The organism is Streptomyces sp. NPDC052036 (assembly GCF_040680495.1).
Classification (GTDB): Bacteria; Actinomycetota; Actinomycetes; order Streptomycetales; family Streptomycetaceae; genus Streptomyces.
Map to the genome: position 1 here is coordinate 1 of NZ_JBFAWW010000018.1, position 15742 is coordinate 15742.

The window sequence follows — 15742 nt, forward strand, 5'->3', positions numbered from 1 at the left end:
TCTACGCCCAGTCCGTCATCGGCGCCCACGCCGCGGGCTGACCCACCGACCTGGTCGCCGGCCCGAGACCGACTCGTCCGGGCCGGCACCAGCCCACGTGCACAGCCCCGGAGCGCGCACGACACCCCGGGGAACATCCGCACCGCTCAGGCGTTGAGACAGCCATGGAGAACGAAGCGACGGGCCCGCGGGACGCGGCGCCGACGGCCCCGGCCGACGGTGGCGACGACCGGCACGACGACCTCGGCATCGATCACGAACTGCTCCAGGGGTGGAAGCTGGTCGAGGAGGGCTTCCTTGTCACCCATGAGTCCGTCGCGAGCGAGCTGGGCGAGCGCTTCGACCTCGGCAGGGGCTCTGCCAACGTACTGATGCGCCTTCTCATCGCCCCCGAGCAGCGCATGCCGATGACCCGCCTCGCGCACGAGACCGGCATGTCCAGCGGCGGCTTCACCAAGCTCGCCGACCGGCTGTGCGGCGCCGGCCTGGCCCGGCGTGTGTCGTGCGACGAAGACCGGCGCGTCATCTACCTCGAACTGACCACCGAGGGACAGGACACCGCCCAGGCGATCTCTCTGGCGGCGACGCAGATCCTCCGTGCCCGAGTGCTGACCGCCCTCGGAGACGACGGGTTCCGCTCTCTCACCGAGGCGATGCGCGCACTGCGCGACACCAACCGGGGATCCGCTGAGTGACGGCGGCAGGCGGAGGACATCAGTCGCCGGCCCCGGCGAGCTTCAGCGCGTACGCCGGCCACCAGTCCCCCGCCTTCGGGCCGCCCTTGCAGGTGCCGTCGGACTCCCCCGGCCGCTTCACCCACAGATAGGCGTCCGCCAGCGGGTCCGCCGTCCTCGTCGTCGGCGCCTCGCCGAGTGCCCGGCCCGGCGGGTTGCACCAACGCTCCCGTGGGTCCCCGTCCGTGTACGGACCGTTGCCGTTGCGGCTGGTGTCGACCACGAAGTGTTTGCCGCCGACCTTCGCCGACAGCTGCTTGCCGTACGCGATCGAGTCCTGGGTCGAGGAGAAGTTGGAGACGTTCACCGCGAAGCCGTCCGCCTGTGCGACGCCCGCCCGTTGCAGCGGCCGGAAGATCTGGTCGGGTTGCTGCCAGCCCGCGTTGCCCGCGTCCAGGTACACCTTCGTGTTCGGCAGCGCCCCGAGCCGGGCGACCGCCCCTCTGAGCAGGTCGTACCGCTCTTCGTGGAACGCGTCCGGGGTGCAGCCGTCCACCATGTGCAGCACGGCGTCCGGCTCCAGGATCACCGTCGCGCGCCGGTCCCCGATCCCCCGGGCGGCCCCCTCGATCCAGGCCCGGTAGGCGTCGCCGTCCGCCGCGCCGCCCTGCGAGAACTGGCCGCAGTCGCGGTGCGGGATGTCGTAGAGGACCAGCAGTGCCGTGCGGTCCGCCTGCCGTGCCGCCCGGGTGAGGCCCCGGGCCTCGGCCTCGGGGTTCTCCGGGCCGAGCCACTCCCCCGTCGGCCGCTCGGCGATCCTGCTGATCCGGTCCGCCTCGGCCGTCTTCCCGGCCTTGCGGTACGCGGCGACCTGACGTGCCGCGTTGCCGTCCGGATCGACCCAGTAGGGGTCCGTGCCCTTCGGCCGCTGGGCGATGTCCGTGCCCGCGCGGCTCTTCCCGTTCCCGCCCGCGCTCCCGGAGGAGGAACACCCGGCCAGTAACAGTGCGGCGCCCACCGCCGTCGCGGCGGCCCGTGCCCCCGCGCCCCTCGTCCCGTACATCCAACTCCCCCTTGGGTGTACCGAAGCAACGTCCCGATCGTGACATGCCCGTCCCGTCCCCCACGAGATGCCGGATCCCCGGACCCTTGCCGGGCAGCCGTCAGCGCCCGGGGGCCCTCACCGCGCCACGCCCGTCAGATACGCCGACACCACCACGTTCGCCGTGTAGGCACCGCTCGCTCGGTCGAAGGTGCCGCCGCAGGTGATCAGCCGTAGCTCCGCCCGGCCCGGCTGCCGGGTCCCGTAGGCCTCCTGGGCGTCGAACCGGTCACGGTCGAGCACCCGGATGCTCTCGACGGTGAACTCGGCGATCCGGCCGTCACCGCGCACCACCCGTATCTTCGTGCCCTGTCGCAGGCTGCTCAGCTTGTAGAAGACGGCGGGCCCGGTGTCGGTGTCGACGTGCCCCACGACCAGCGCCGTCCCGGAGGCCCCGGGCGTCACACCGTTGCCGTACCACCCGACCACGCCCGGCCGGCCGAAGGGCGGCGGCTCGATCGCGCCCTGCGCGTCCAGGCCGCTGGTCACTACCGGGGCCCGCACCCCCAGGGAGGGGATGTCGACGCGCAACGGCGCGGACTTGCCCAACGGTTTGATCCCGGGCGGGAGTTGGGTGTCCGGGGGTCGGCCGGCGGCGGCCATGTCGCCGGTCGTCGGCGCGGAGATCCCGAGGGGCGCCTCGCTCACCCCGCGCCCCCACATCCACAGTCCCAGCAGCAGGACCACCCAGGCCACGCCCATCAGCAGACGGCCGGTACCGGCGGAATGTTCAGGTCTGGGCACGTTTCACTCCCGGCCACGGCCCCGACGGATGGTCCGCGCGATCACCACGACGGCGGCGACGCCCGCGAGGACGAGGCCGATGACCGCCTGCAGGACGCCCGGTCCGGCACTGCGGGCGTCGGAGGACGACAGAGGCGCGGTGGCGCCACCGCCCGCGTGCACGGGGGCGACGGGCGAGGAAGGCGCGGTGGGCACGGCGGACGCGCTGGAGGAGGCTCGGGCGGCGGGGGACGCCGAGGAGGCAGAGGCGGCCGGGGACGTCCGGGCCTGCGGGGTGGCGGACGCCGCGGACGGCGCGGACGTCTTCGGTCCGCCGACGGTGAGCACGCCCTCGACCTCCCGGCCGTCGCAGCCGACCGTGACGGAGTACCGGCCCGGATGGGCGGTGGCGCTGACCCGGGTGCCGCCGGTCAGCATGCCGTTCCTGCCCATGAGCCGTGCGTCGCCGGCGAACGCGTCCGACACCGCGCTGCCGGTCGCCCCGGCACAGCCCCGGACGGACAGCCGGACGCCGGTACCGGGCGTGGGGGACGCGGGGGTCAGGAAGACACCCTGCGCGTCCGCCGCGGATGCCGTGGGCATGAGGGCGGCCGCGACGGCGGCCCCCGCACCCAGAGTGATCCGTAGAGAACCCATCGTGAACCTCCCGATATCAGGAGACTCACATCCCGGGCACCCCGGCGCATCCGGACGGGACCCGCGATTACTCCGTACGGGGGGCGGCCCCGGGGCCGCGCGGGCCCGGACCCGCCCGCCGCGGAGGCCGCGGCCGACGGCGTCAGACGAGGTCGACGAGGTCCGCGATGGAGTTCACGATGTGCGAGGGGCGGAACGGGTACCGGTCGATGTGCTCCGGCGTGGTCAGTCCGGTGAGCACCAGGAACGTCTGCATACCGGCCTCCATGCCGGCCAGGACGTCGGTGTCCATCCGGTCGCCGATCATCGCGCTGGTCTCCGAGTGCGCCCCGATCGTGTTGAGCCCGGTCCGCATCATCAGCGGGTTCGGCTTGCCCGCGAAGTACGGCTTCTTGCCGGTCGCCTTGGTGATCAGCGCGGCGACCGCGCCCGTGGCGGGCAGCGGCCCCTCCGGGGACGGGCCGGTCTCGTCGGGGTTGGTGCAGATGAACCGGGCCCCGGCCTTGATCAGCCGGACCGCCTTGGTCATGGCCTCGAAGGAGTAGGTGCGGGTCTCGCCGAGGACGACGTAGTCGGGCTCCTGGTCGGTCAGGATGTAGCCGATGTCATGCAGGGCGGTGGTCAGCCCGGCCTCGCCGATGACATACGCCGAGCCGCCGGGCCGCTGGTCGTCCAGGAACTGGGCGGTCGCGAGCGCCGAGGTCCAGATGTTCTCCACCGGCACGTCGAGGCCCATGCGGGTCAGCCGGGCGTGCAGATCGCGCGCGGTGTAGATGGAGTTGTTGGTGAGTACGAGGAAGGGCCTGCCGGACTCACGCAGCTTCTTCAGGAAGGCATCGGCACCGGGGATCGGGACGCCCTCGTGGATGAGCACACCGTCCATGTCGGTGAGCCATGACTCGATGGGCCTGCGCTCTGCCATGTGCGATCTCCTGCCGTACGTGGTGCTGCGTGAGTCCCCAGCCTAGCGATCAGCTGTCCGTGGCGGATTTCCAGTCTTCGACGTACGTCTGAAGGTTCTTGTCGATGTCGTTCCAGTCCGGCTCGAAGACCTGGACGCCGTCCATGAGCGTGGTCAGCGCGGTGGCGTTGGCGTCCGTGGCCCCGATGTCCTTGCGGGCCGCGAATCCGCCGCCGATCTCGCTGACTTCCTTCTGTGCGGTGCGGCTGAGCAGGTAGTCCAGCAGCTTCTTGCCGTTCTCGGAGTGCGGGGCCTTGGTGACGAGACCGGCGGCGTACGGCAGCGCGAAGGTGGTCGGCTTGCCGCCCTGCCGGGCCGGGAACCAGATGCCCAGGTTCGGCATGGTCTTGGACTGGGCGAAGTTCATCTGGACGTCACCGTTGGCGACGAGCAGCTCGCCCTTGTCCACCTTGGGGGCGAGCTTGCCGGTGGAGGCGGACGGGCCGACGTTGTTGGCCTGGAGCTTCTTCAGGTACGCGAGCGCCGCGTTCTTGCCGCCGAAGTCGTTCATCGCCTTGACCAGCACGGCGGTTCCGTCGCCGGCGACACCCGGGGTGGAGTACTGGAGCTTGTCCTTGTACTGCGCGTCCAGCAGGTCCTCCCAGGTGGTGGGCGCCTTCTTCACCTCCTTCTTGTTGTAGACGAACCCGAAGTAGTTGTTGACGACGGAGGTCCAGGTGCCGTCGGTGGCCTTGTCGGCGGCGGCGACCTCGGTGGAGCCCTGGGGCGCGTACTTCGCGAGCAGGCCCTTGCTGTCCGCCTGCTGGATGAACGGGGGCAGGGTGACCAGCACATCGGCCTGCGGGTTGCTGCGCTCGCGCAGGGCGCGCTGGACCATCTCGCCGGAACCGCCCTCGACGTACTGGACCTTGATGCCGGTCTGCTTCTCGAAGTCCTTGAAGACGCGGTCGTACCAGCCGTCCCCGTTCTCGCCCTTGAGGCCGTCGGCGCTGTAGACGGTGACGGTCTTGGCGTCCACGCCCGAGGAGCCGGAGCCGCAGGCGGTGAGCGAGCCGGCGAGGACGAGGCTGCCGAGGACGGCGGCGAGCGGCTTGACGGGGATGCCGGACGGGAGGGAGCGGGCGGGGATTCTCGGCATGGCGGAGGTTTCAGGCATGACGGGATGAACTCCTTGCGGGGAACGGGTGGTGGAGGAGAGGCGGGTCGGGTGGTCAGCGGTGCGCGGCCCGGGTGCGGATCCGGGCGACGGCGAACAGGACGAGCAGGGTGGCCGTCATGAGGACGACCGCGAGGGCGGAGCCGGTGAACAGCGAGCCCCGGTCGGTGGCCGCGTAGATCCGGACGGGCAGCGGGGTCCAGTCGGGCGGGTAGAGCATCATCGTGGCGCTCAACTCACCCATGGACAGGGCGAAGCAGAGGCCCGCGGCGGCCGTGAGGGACGGCAGCAGCAGCGGCAGCCGGACCCGCCACAGCACGTATCCGGGCCGGGCGCCGAGCGAGGCCGCGGCCTGCTCGTACGCGGGGTCGAGAAGGAGCAGCGCCGCGGAGACCGACTGGTAGGCGAAGGCCGTGACCAGGACGGTGTGGGCGAGGATCACGATCCACCGGGTGCCGTTGAGCAGCACGGGCGGCTGCGAGAAGGCGACGAGGACCGCGAGCCCGACCACCACGGAGGGCACGGCGACCGGCAGCACGAACAGCGCGTCGAGCACGCGCCGCACCGGCTTCGGCAGGGCGTGGGCGCCGAGCGCGCCCCAGGTGCCCACGGCCAGGGCGAGCAGGCTCGCGGCGACTGCGGTGACCAGGCTGGTGGTGAGCGCCTGGAGGGATTCCCCCTGGGTTGCGGCGGTGTAGTGCGCGGTCGTGAAGCCGGAGGGGAGCACCCCGGACCAGTGGCCGGCGAACGAGGCGGCAAGGATCACGAGCAGCGGCAGGGCGAAGAGGGGCAGGAAGAGGACGAGGAAGAGGCCCCACAGGACCCACCTCCCCGTGCGGCTAGGCACCAGCACGGCGGCTCACCATCCGGTAGAGGGCGTACAGGCCCACGGAGACGAGGACGTTGACGACGGCGACGACGCAGGCGCCCGGGTAGTCGGACTCCAGGATCGCCTTGCCGTAGATGAGGGTCGGCAGGGTGGTGACGCCCTTGGCGCCGGTGAACAGCACGATGCCGAACTCGTTGAGGGCGAGGACGAGGACGAGTCCGCCGCCGGCCGCGAGCGCGGGCAGCGCCTCGGGCAGGATCACCTGCCGCACGATCCGCGCGGGCCGGGCGCCGAGGGACGCGGCGACCTCCGTCTGCGCGGGGTCGAGCCCCGAGAACGCGGCGAGCAGGGGACGCATCACGAAGGGGGTGAAGTAGGTGACCTCGGCGAGCAGGACACCCCAGGGCGTGGTGAGGAAGTCGAAGGGTCCCGAGGCCGCGCCGGTCACCTCGCTCCACATCCCGTTGGCCACCCCGACGTTGCCGTAGAGGAAGAGCAGGGCCAGCGTGATGAGGAAGGAGGGGAAGGACAGGAAGACGTCGACGAACCGGGCGACCGCCTTCGCCCCCGGGAAGGGCACGAAGGCGATGACGAGCGCGAGGAAGAACCCGAGGACAAGACAGCAGGCGGTGGCGGCGAGCGCCAGCCACACCGTGGTCCACAGGGCCTCACGGAACGCGCCGGAGGCGAAGACGTCGGTGTACGGCTTGAGGGAGGTGCCGCCGGTGTCCGGCTGGAAGGACTGCCGGAGGACGAGGACGAGGGGGTAGAGGAAGGCGGCGGCCAGCAGGACCACCGGGGGAAGGGCCCAGGCCAGGCGTCTAGTCACGGGACACCCCGGCGGCCAGCAGCACCGCGTCCCCGGGGGCGAAGTGCACCTCCACCTTCTCCCCCGGCGCCGGCGGGCGCCGCAGCTCCCGTACGTCGGCCATGACCCGGTGGCCCGCCACGTCCACGTACAGCCGGTGGGTGGCCCCCCGCCACTGGATCTCGCCGAGGACTCCGGTCAGCCGGTTCGGGCCGGGTCCGAGTCCGACGAGGTGCGGCCGCACGCACAGGGTCGCCGCCGCCCCCGGCGCGGCGTCCCGTGTGTCGACCTCCAGTGCGGCCCCGCCGAAGGCGACCCCGCGTGCCCCCACGGTCACCGGCAGCAGGTTCGCGTTGCCCACGAAGGACGCCGTGAACTCGGTGCGCGGCGACCGGTACAGCTCCTGCGGTGTGCCGACGTCCTGGAGCCTCGCCCGGTCCATGACCGCGATCCGGTCCGCCAGCGTCAGCGCCTCGACCTGGTCGTGTGTGACGTACAGCATGGTCATGTCGGGCAACTCGCGGTGCAGCCGGGCGAGTTCGGCCAGCATGCCGGAGCGCAGCCGGGCGTCGAGGGCGGACAGCGGCTCGTCGAGGAGGAGGACGCCGGGGCGTACGGCGAGGGCCCGCGCGATGGCGACCCGCTGCTGCTGGCCGCCGGACAGCTCGCGCGGATACCGGCGCGCGTACTCCCCCATGCCGGTCATCTCCAGCGCCCCGGCGACCCGGGCGGGGATCTCCCGCCGGGGCACCTTGCGCGCCTTGAGGCCGAACGCCACGTTGTCCTCGACCCGCATGTGCGGGAAGAGCGCGTAGCTCTGGACGACCATGCCGATCCCCCGCCGGTACGGGGGCTGCGCGGTGACGTCCTGGCCGCCGAGGAACACCCGCCCCGAGGACGGCCGTACGAATCCGGCGACGGCCCGCAGCGCGGTCGTCTTCCCGGAGCCGGAGGGGCCGAGCAGTGCCATGACCTCGCCGGGTTCGACGGTGAGGTCGAGCCCGTCGAGGACGGTGGTCCCGTCGTAGGCGACCGAGATCCCCTCGAAGCGGATGCCGGTCATCGCTGGCCGTCTCCCTCGATCAGGGCGGGGAGTTCGGTCACCGAGCGGAGCACCCGGGTGGCTCCCGCCCGGTGCAGCGCCGGGCCGTCGTGGGCGCCGGTGAGCACTCCGGCCACCAGCCCGGCCCCGGCGCGCACCCCGCTGAGCATGTCGTACGAGGTGTCACCGACGACCGCGATCTGTCGTACGCCGTCGGCGGCGCCGGTGTGCAGGAAGGCCGTCAGCACCATGTCCGGGTAGGGGCGGCCCCGGCCCTGCGCGTCCGCCGGGCAGAGGGTGAGCGGGACCAGGTCCTGCCAGCCGAGGGCGTCGAGGATCGCGTCCTGGGTGACCCGGGCGAAACCGGTGGTGAGCACGACGGTCCGGCCGTCGGCCTGGAGTTCCTCGATGGCCGCGCGGGCTCCGGGGATCTCGCCGACGTGTCCGTCGTCGACCAGTTCGCCGTACGCCTTCTCGAAGGCGGCGTTGGCGCGCTGGGCGAGGTCCTCCGCGCCGAACAGGTGCCGGAAGACGGAGATCTTGGACTCGCCCATGGTGGCGCGGACATAGTCGAGCTTCTCGGCGTGGTCGGCGGAGCCGGGCTCCACGCCCAGCTCGGCGGCGGCCGCGGCGAAGGCCCGCTCGACGAGTCCGCCGTCGGCGACGGTGGTCCCGGCCATGTCGAGGACGACCAGACGTATGTCGGTCCTGAGGTCGGTCACGAGGTCGGTCATGAGGTGGTTCACCAGCCCAGTTCGTTCGCGGTGGTCTCGGCGATCGCGGGAGAGCAGGTCATGCCGCGCCCGCCGGGCCCGGTGACCAGCCACACCCCTTCGCGCACCTGCTGCCGGTGCACGACCCGCCCGGGGTCGGCGCACTGCGCGTACACCCCTGCCCAGCGGCGGCGGATCCTCGGCAGCGGCCGGCCGAGGAAGCCCTCGACGACCTCCGCCAGATGGTCGTAGGGGTCCTCGACCGTGTCGAAGGCGAACGGGTGCTCGTACTCATGGGTGTCGCCGATGGTCAGCCCGCCGTCCGCGCGCTGCACCATCAGCAGCTGCATCCGGTGGGCGGCGGCGGTGGGCGCCTGGGGCTGCCCGTCGCCGAGACGGTCGAGGGCCTCGCCCCGGTAGGCGGGGTAGTAGCGGAAGCTGTCGGCGTCGGCGACCGGGGCGGGGAGGTCCTCGCCCAGCGGGTCGGTCTGCATCATCTGCAGCCGTACACGGCGCACGGGCAGGTCGGGTGCCAGCTCCTTCACCAGCCCGCCGAGCCAGGCGCCGGTGCAGAGCACCACGGCGTCCGCGCGATGCACCTCGCCGTGGTCGTCGCGGACCGTGCCGGGTCCGGTGACCTCGCGGACCTCGCGGCCCGGCAGGAAGGTGTAGTTCGGGGACTTCAGCAGTTCCTCGCGCAGGGCGAGCTGCGCGGTGCGGGGTTCGACGGCGGCGTCGCGCTCGCAGTACAGGGCCGCCTCGAAGCTGCCGCGCAGGGCAGGGTTCACGGCGCGCGCCTCGGTCGCGGTGAGCAGCTTGTAGCCGCGTGCCGCCGCGTCCGGGCGGGCCAGGGCGGCCTCGGCGACGGCGCGTTCGAGATCGGTGCGCAGGAGGGTCAGCGAGCCGCTCGCGCGGAAGCCGAGCGCGGGCACGCGGCCCCCGATCTCCTCCCACAGCTCCCTGGCCCGCAGGGCCGTCTCCAGTTCCTCGCCGCCCGCGCGACCGCTCACCCAGATGAGCCCGAAGTTGCGCAAGGAGGCCCCCCGGGCCTCGGCCTCGCGCTCGATCTGTACGACCTCATGGCCGCGTTGCACTGCTTGCCAGGCGTGCATGGTGCCCACCACGCCGGCTCCTACGACTGTCACTCTCACAACGGCCACGCTCCTCGGAATCGGAAAACCGGAAGGGTCCGGTCGGCATCCGAATGGTGAACCGCCTCTCAAGTTTGGGCTAGACCCGTTATCCTTTCGTTATGAAAGAGGGCGGACCGGAGCCCGCCCAGGTCGCCTGCCTCACCCGCTCACGTCGCCCGCCTCAGCCGCCCAGATGCGCCGAGAACGAGAACCGGTCCCCCCGGTACAGCGTCCGCACCCGCTCCAGCGGCCGTCCCTCCGTGTCCCGCGAGACACGGTGGATCAGCAGCATGGGCAGGGCCGGCGGCGTACCGATCAGCAGGGCCTCGCGCGGGGTGGCGAGCACGGTCTCGATGCGCTCGTCGGCGTCACCGAAGGTGATGCCCTGCGCTTGGAGGAAGCCGTAGAAGGAGGAGTCGGGGTCGAAGTCGGTGTCGAGCCGGGGAACCCGCGCCACCGCCACATAGGTGCTCTCCAGGCCCACCCGCTCGTCGTCGGCGAGGAGCAACCGCTCCATGTGCCAGACCGCTTCGCCGCGGGTGAGCCCGCTCTCGGCGGCCAGGACGTCGTTGCAGGGGAAGCGGTCGAGGGTGATGAGGCTCCGGCCCGGGGTGCGGCCCTGCCGGCGGACGCCCTCGGTGTAGCTGGCCAGGGACAGCGGCTGCTCCAGTTTGGGCCCGGCGACCACCGTGCCCCGCCCCTGCCGCCGCAGCCTGCCCTCCAGGAGCAGATCGCGCAGTGCCTGCCGTACGGTCTCGCGCGCCACGTCGTAGCGCTCGGAGAGGTCGCGTTCGGTGGGCAGCAGCCCGCCCTCGCCCAACTCCGCCACGAGCGCGGCGATCTGCGCCTTCACCGCGTAGTACTTGGGAATGCGGCCGTGCTCGGGAATGCCGGAGCGGACGGGGGCGCCGGGGTCCTGGTCGTTCGGGTAGTCCACGAGGTGATCGTCGCAGACCGGTCCTACGGCCCCGGGGGCGGGCGGCGAGCGAGCGGTGTCAGCGGCGTCTGCGGGCCACCACCAGAGAGCCGCCCGCGACGAGCAGGCCGACCGCGGCCATCGCCAGTCCGCCCACGAACTTGACGAGGTCCCGCTGCGGTGACGGCGCTGCGGCGGTGGGGGTCATCGCGTCGGCGGAGGGGGTCAGCCCGGGGGCGGGGGACTCGGCCGCCGGCCCCTTCTGGCCGAGCCGGGGCGAGTGGCCCTTGTCCGACTCCTCGGCCGCGCTGTCCGGCCGATGGGACGCCTTGCCGCTCGGGTGGGCCGCCTCGCCGGTGGCGCCGGTCGCCTGGCCCGTGGGGGCGGTCGCCGTACCGGAGGGCCGGGTCGCCTTCCCGGTCGGGTCGCTCGACTTGCCCGCCGGGTCGGTCGCCTTCCCGGTCGCGTCGGTCGCCTTCCCGGTCGGGTCGGCCGACTCGCCGGTGAGTTCGGCGGCGGCGCTCTCCCCCGCCTCGATCTGGAACCAGTAGTCGTCCGACGCGCCGACCCAGCCCTCGTCGCTGCTCTTCTTCGGCCCGACCGCGGCCTTGGCCACGACATCGCTCGGCCGGGCCTTGTCGCTGAGCGCGAATCGCACCTTCACCGGGAGCGTCCGGCGCGGGGCCACCGTGAAACCGCGGAACCCGTCCTCGAAGGCGCCGACCAGCTCCTGCCGGTCGGTGCGGGTGAAGGTCACCGGGTGCCAGCGGTCGCCCCCGTAGAACATCAGACGGGGCTCGGCGTCCTTCAGCATGTGCTGGGTGTCGACCAGGACGAGCACCGGACGGATGTTCTTGCAGGACTCCGCGGTCGTGTTCGTGAGGTCGATGTACCAGGTCTGGTCGGCGCCCCCGGGCTTGTAGCTGCCGGGGCCGCCATGGATGCGGGTGGTGATCGGGAAGGCGTGGCCGGCCGTGCCGGAGCAGTTGAGCTGCTCCTCGGCGACGAACGCGGCGGCGGGCGCCTGCCGGAGGAGGAGGACGGCGGCCAGCGCGCAGGGCAGGAACAGAGACAGTCGAGAAGACGGAGACAGTCGCATGAACATATGAGCTTCCATGCGGGGCGCCCTGCGGGGTGCGCCACGCCTGGAGAGCGGCTCTCGGCGAGGGCAAGTCCCCTCGATCAGCGCAGTGGGCCCACCTTTTCGGCGGGTGTCGGCCGCCCCTTGCCCGCCCGCGCTCCGGGCCCTCCCGCTCCGCTCCGGGATGTCAGTCCTCCGCCCGCCCGAACAGCGGCGCGAGCAGCAGTTGGGCCGCGCCCTCCGCCACCCCGCGTGCTCCGCCGGGGGCGACGCGCACCGGGACGCCCCCGGTCGAGCCCTCGCGCCGGGCGCGTGCGTCGAGGACGGCGCCCACTCCGCCCACGAAGGGCTCGGGGTGCGCGGCGACGGTACGGCCGCCGAGCAGCACCAGGTCGATGTCGAGCAGTCCGGCCAGGTTCGCCGCGCCCGCGCCGAGGACCCGCGCCGCCTCGGCCATGTCGCCCCGCGCGACGGCGGCCAGGCACAGTGCCTCGATGCAGCCCCGGTCACCGCAGTCGCAGGGCGGCCCGTCCAGTTGCACGACCTGGTGCCCGAACTCGCCGGCCCCGGTCCGCGCGCCCCGGTGCACGGCCCCGCCGATGACCAGCCCGGCACCGAGTCCGGTCCCGAGGTGCAGATAGGCGAACGACGCGGACGCTTCCTCGGCCGCCCCGCCCAGCGCGAGCCCGAGCGCGGCGGCGTTGGTGTCCTTGTCGACGACGACGGGCATCCCGAGCCGCCGCGCCAGCGCGTCCCGCAGCGGGAACCCGTCCCATTCGGGGAACCCGGTGACCCGGTGCAGCACACCGTGCCGATGGTCCAGGGGGCCGGGGAGCGCGACGCCGACGCCCAGCACGGGAAGGGGCGCGGGGGCGCAGACGGCGCCGGGGGCCCGCACCGCCCCGGTCGCCAGGGCCTCCACCTCCCGGGCTGCGCCTTCCACCACGGCCTCCCGGCCGGCGCCCAGGTCCAGCGGAGACCGCCGTTCCGCGATCACCGTGCCCGTCAGGTCACAGAGCACGGCCCGCAGTTCGTCCCGGTCCAGGTGCAGCCCCACCGCATGTCCGGCGTCCGGCACCAGTCGCAGCACCGTCCGCGGTTTGCCGCCGGTGGAGGCGCGGCGGCCCGCCTCCACCGCGAGGCCGTCCGCGCGCAGCCGGGCGGTGATCTTGCTGACGGCCTGCGGGGTCAGTCCGGTCCGCTCCGCCAGTTCCAGCCGACTGATCCCGGCCTCTCCCGCCGTGCGCAGCAGATCCAGCACGAGCGCCGCGTTGTGGCTCCGCAGCCCCAGCAGGTTCACTCCGCCCGCCACGGTTCCCCCGACCCCATGCCTGCCTCCGCCCGGTCCCGCATACGTCCTGTCCACAGCACCATTCTCTCCGGCGCTTGCACTTTGGCAACAGCGTTGCGAAAGTAGGAGCCATGACTGCCTCAGCCCCTGGTACTGACACCCCCCTCCGCGTGGGCCTCGTCGGCTTCGGCCTCGCGGGCTCCGTCTTCCACGCCCCGCTGATCGCCACGACCGAGGGCATGACCCTCGACACCGTGGTCACCTCGAACCCCGAGCGGCAGAAGGAGGCCCGCGCCGCGTGCCCGGACGTGCGCGTCGCCGACTCCGCCGACGAGCTGTGGCCCCGGGCCGGGGAGCTGGACCTGATCGCCATCGCGTCCCCGAACAAGACGCACATCCCGATCGCGACGGCCGCCCTGGAGGCGGGCCTGCCGGTCGTGGTGGACAAGCCGATCGCGGGGACGGCGGCCGAGGCGCGCGCGCTGGCCGCCCTCGCCGAGGAACGCGGCCTGCTGCTCTCCGTCTTCCAGAACCGCCGCTGGGACAACGACTTCCTGACCCTCCGCAAGCTGCTGGCCGAGGGCGAACTGGGCGACGTGTGGCGCTTCGAGTCCCGCTTCGAACGCTGGCGCCCGCAGCCCAAGGGCGGCTGGCGCGAGTCCGGCGACCCCACAGAGATCGGAGGTCTGCTGTACGACCTGGGCAGCCACGTCGTCGACCAGGCGCTCGTCCTCTTCGGCCCCGCCGCCTCCGTGTACGCCGAGACGGACATCCGCCGCACGGGCGCACAGACGGACGACGACACGTTCATCGCGCTGACGCACACCAGCGGCGTCCGCTCCCACCTGTACGTCTCCGCGACGACGGCCCAGCTCGGCCCCCGCTTCCGCGTCCTCGGTTCCGCGGCGGGCTATGTGAAGCACGGCCTGGACCCGCAGGAGGCGGCCCTGCGCGAGGGCCTGCGTCCCGGCCCGGACTGGGGCCGGGAGCCCGAGTCCCTGTGGGGCCGCGTCGGCGCCGGGGAGTCCCCGCTGACCGGCGGCGGCAGCCCCGTACCGACCCTGCCCGGCGACTATCCGGCGTACTACGCGGCCGTCGCCGAGGCGCTGCGCGAGGGCGGCCCCAACCCGGTCACCGCGCACGAGGCGGCCGCGGCCCTCGATGTCCTGGAGGCGGCCCGGCGTTCGGCCCGCGAGGGTGTGGCGGTGGCACTATGACGACGACCGCTCCCGAGATCCCCGAACTCGAGGCACAGGAGCGCCGCCTGACGCTCCCTCACTTCACCTACGACGACGCCTGGTCGCTCGGCACCCTGCTGGTGGAGCTGGCGCGGGCCCGCAGCGCGCCCGTCGCGATCGACATCCGCCGTAGCGGCCAGCAGCTCTTCCACGCGGCGCTGCCGGGCTCCACACCGGACAACGACGCCTGGATCGACCGCAAGCGCCGCGTGGTCGAGCGCTACGGCTGCTCCTCCCTGCTGGTCGGAACCCGCTTCCGCGCCAAGGGCACGACGTTCGAGGACTCCTCCCGCCTCGACGCGGACGTGTACGCGGCGCACGGCGGCGCGTTCCCGATCGCGGTGGAGGGCGCGGGCGTGATCGGCACGGTGGTGGTGTCGGGCCTGCCGCAGCTGGAGGACCACGCGTTGGTGGTCGAAGCCCTGGAGAGGTTCAAGGGATCGCTGTAGGACGCCGGGGATGCGGTGACGTACGGGTCAGCCGCGTGGACGCGAATCGCCCACGCGGCTGACCCGTGGCCGCCGGCTCCCGCGGCGCCCCCGTCGCCCCGGTCGTCCCCGCGGGGGGCCTATGCGTCCTTCAACTCCTGTCGCTGCCGCCCCAGTCCGTCGATCTCCAGCTCCACCACGTCCCCGGCCCGCAGATACGGCTTGGGCTCGGGCCGTCCCAGGGCCACGCCTGCCGGCGTCCCGGTGTTGATGACGTCACCCGGGTACAGCGTCATGAACTGGCTGACGTACCGGACCACTTCGGCGACGGGGAAGATCTGCTCCGCGGTGGACCCGTCCTGCTTCAGCTCCCCGTTGACCCAGAGCCTCAGGCCGAGGTTCTGGGGATCGGGGACCTCGTCCGCGGTCACCAGCCACGGCCCCAGCGGGTTGAACGTCTCGCAGTTCTTGCCCTTGTCCCACGTCCCGCCGCGCTCGATCTGGAACTCGCGCTCGGAGACGTCGTGCGCCACCGCGTACCCGGCGACGTGTGCGAGCGCTTCCTCCCGCGACTCCGCATAGCGGGCCGTACGCCCGATGACGACCGCGAGTTCGACCTCCCAGTCGGTCTTGGCGGACCCGCGCGGCACGAGCACGGTGTCATGGGGTCCGACCACCGTGTCCGCCGCCTTGAAGAAGATCACCGGCTCGGGGGGCGGTTCGGCGCCGGTCTCGCGGGCGTGGTCGTGGTAGTTCAGGCCGATGCAGACGACCTTGCCGATCCGGGCGAGCGGCGGCCCGATGCGCAGTCCGTCCGCGTCCAGCTCCGGCAGTTCGCCCGACTCGGCAGCGGCACGGACACGGCCGAGCGCCGCGTCGTCGGCGAGCAGCGGCCCGTCGATGTCGGGGACGAGACCCGACAGATCCCGCAGGGTCCCCCCGGCGTCGAGCAGCGCGGGCCGCTCCGCCCCCGCCGTACCGACACGCAACAGCTTCATGGTCGCCCTTTCCCTCGGTCGCGGCAGCCCG

At 72.8% G+C, this 15742-nt stretch carries 17 protein-coding genes; 3 read left to right on the top strand and 14 right to left on the bottom strand.

The window, feature by feature from the left end:
- Positions 1-164 precede the first annotated feature (164 nt).
- On the top strand, positions 165-695 hold the full coding sequence (locus tag AB0L95_RS23915) for a MarR family transcriptional regulator (RefSeq protein ID WP_365164230.1): 531 nt from the start codon (positions 165-167) through the stop codon (positions 693-695).
- A gap of 19 nt (positions 696-714) precedes the next feature.
- On the opposite strand, the gene AB0L95_RS23920 is transcribed toward AB0L95_RS23915, so the two are convergent.
- From AB0L95_RS23920 to AB0L95_RS23980, 13 genes are all read right to left on the bottom strand, one after another.
- Positions 715-1737 (bottom strand): glycoside hydrolase family 6 protein, encoded by a 1023-nt coding sequence (locus tag AB0L95_RS23920; RefSeq protein ID WP_365164233.1) that lies wholly within the window; start codon positions 1735-1737, stop codon positions 715-717.
- 117 nt (positions 1738-1854) lie between these two features.
- Positions 1855-2478 carry a class F sortase gene (locus tag AB0L95_RS23925; RefSeq protein ID WP_365164547.1) on the bottom strand — a complete coding sequence of 208 codons (624 nt, stop codon included), beginning with the start codon at positions 2476-2478 and terminating at the stop codon, positions 1855-1857.
- A gap of 45 nt (positions 2479-2523) precedes the next feature.
- Complete coding sequence (locus AB0L95_RS23930) at positions 2524-3156, bottom strand: hypothetical protein (protein ID WP_365164235.1); 633 nt, start codon at positions 3154-3156, stop codon at positions 2524-2526.
- 142 nt (positions 3157-3298) lie between these two features.
- Entirely contained in the window at positions 3299-4078 is a 780-nt protein-coding gene (locus tag AB0L95_RS23935) for an HAD-IIA family hydrolase (protein WP_365164237.1), read from the bottom strand.
- A gap of 49 nt (positions 4079-4127) precedes the next feature.
- The gene (locus AB0L95_RS23940) at positions 4128-5216 is read right to left on the bottom strand and encodes a 2-aminoethylphosphonate ABC transporter substrate-binding protein (RefSeq protein ID WP_365164550.1); all 1089 of its coding nucleotides are present in this window, start codon (positions 5214-5216) and stop codon (positions 4128-4130) included.
- Between the two features lie 73 nt (positions 5217-5289).
- Positions 5290-6087 (bottom strand): ABC transporter permease subunit, encoded by a 798-nt coding sequence (locus AB0L95_RS23945; RefSeq protein WP_365164239.1) that lies wholly within the window; start codon positions 6085-6087, stop codon positions 5290-5292.
- The gene (locus AB0L95_RS23950) at positions 6074-6892 is read right to left on the bottom strand and encodes a 2-aminoethylphosphonate ABC transporter permease subunit (RefSeq protein WP_365164241.1); all 819 of its coding nucleotides are present in this window, start codon (positions 6890-6892) and stop codon (positions 6074-6076) included. Before AB0L95_RS23950 ends, AB0L95_RS23945 begins: the two co-directional genes overlap by 14 nt.
- Positions 6885-7934 carry an ABC transporter ATP-binding protein gene (locus AB0L95_RS23955; protein ID WP_365164243.1) on the bottom strand — a complete coding sequence of 350 codons (1050 nt, stop codon included), beginning with the start codon at positions 7932-7934 and terminating at the stop codon, positions 6885-6887. The genes AB0L95_RS23950 and AB0L95_RS23955 overlap by 8 nt, the downstream gene beginning before the upstream one ends.
- Positions 7931-8647 carry a phosphonatase-like hydrolase gene (locus AB0L95_RS23960; RefSeq protein WP_365164245.1) on the bottom strand — a complete coding sequence of 239 codons (717 nt, stop codon included), beginning with the start codon at positions 8645-8647 and terminating at the stop codon, positions 7931-7933. Before AB0L95_RS23960 ends, AB0L95_RS23955 begins: the two co-directional genes overlap by 4 nt.
- Positions 8648-8655: 8 nt before the next feature.
- Positions 8656-9777, bottom strand: a complete 1122-nt coding sequence (locus tag AB0L95_RS23965; RefSeq protein WP_365164247.1) for a TIGR03364 family FAD-dependent oxidoreductase — start codon at positions 9775-9777, stop codon at positions 8656-8658.
- Between the two features lie 163 nt (positions 9778-9940).
- Positions 9941-10696 carry a GntR family transcriptional regulator gene (locus AB0L95_RS23970; protein WP_365164249.1) on the bottom strand — a complete coding sequence of 252 codons (756 nt, stop codon included), beginning with the start codon at positions 10694-10696 and terminating at the stop codon, positions 9941-9943.
- A gap of 58 nt (positions 10697-10754) precedes the next feature.
- Positions 10755-11774 (bottom strand): hypothetical protein, encoded by a 1020-nt coding sequence (locus AB0L95_RS23975; RefSeq protein WP_365164251.1) that lies wholly within the window; start codon positions 11772-11774, stop codon positions 10755-10757.
- 169 nt (positions 11775-11943) lie between these two features.
- Positions 11944-13068 (bottom strand): ROK family transcriptional regulator, encoded by a 1125-nt coding sequence (locus AB0L95_RS23980; RefSeq protein ID WP_365164254.1) that lies wholly within the window; start codon positions 13066-13068, stop codon positions 11944-11946.
- Between the two features lie 110 nt (positions 13069-13178).
- Here AB0L95_RS23980 and AB0L95_RS23985 point away from each other — a divergent pair, with 110 nt between their 5' ends.
- Together AB0L95_RS23985 and AB0L95_RS23990 are read left to right on the top strand one after the other, a co-directional pair.
- Positions 13179-14264: a Gfo/Idh/MocA family oxidoreductase gene (locus AB0L95_RS23985; RefSeq protein WP_365164257.1), complete on the top strand. Its 1086-nt coding sequence runs from the start codon at positions 13179-13181 to the stop codon at positions 14262-14264.
- Positions 14261-14734 (top strand): heme-degrading domain-containing protein, encoded by a 474-nt coding sequence (locus AB0L95_RS23990; RefSeq protein ID WP_365164259.1) that lies wholly within the window; start codon positions 14261-14263, stop codon positions 14732-14734. Before AB0L95_RS23985 ends, AB0L95_RS23990 begins: the two co-directional genes overlap by 4 nt.
- A gap of 119 nt (positions 14735-14853) precedes the next feature.
- Here AB0L95_RS23990 and AB0L95_RS23995 read toward each other — a convergent pair whose 3' ends face one another.
- The gene (locus tag AB0L95_RS23995; RefSeq protein ID WP_365164262.1) at positions 14854-15711 is read right to left on the bottom strand and encodes a fumarylacetoacetate hydrolase family protein; all 858 of its coding nucleotides are present in this window, start codon (positions 15709-15711) and stop codon (positions 14854-14856) included.
- Between the last annotated feature and the right edge of the window lie 31 nt (positions 15712-15742).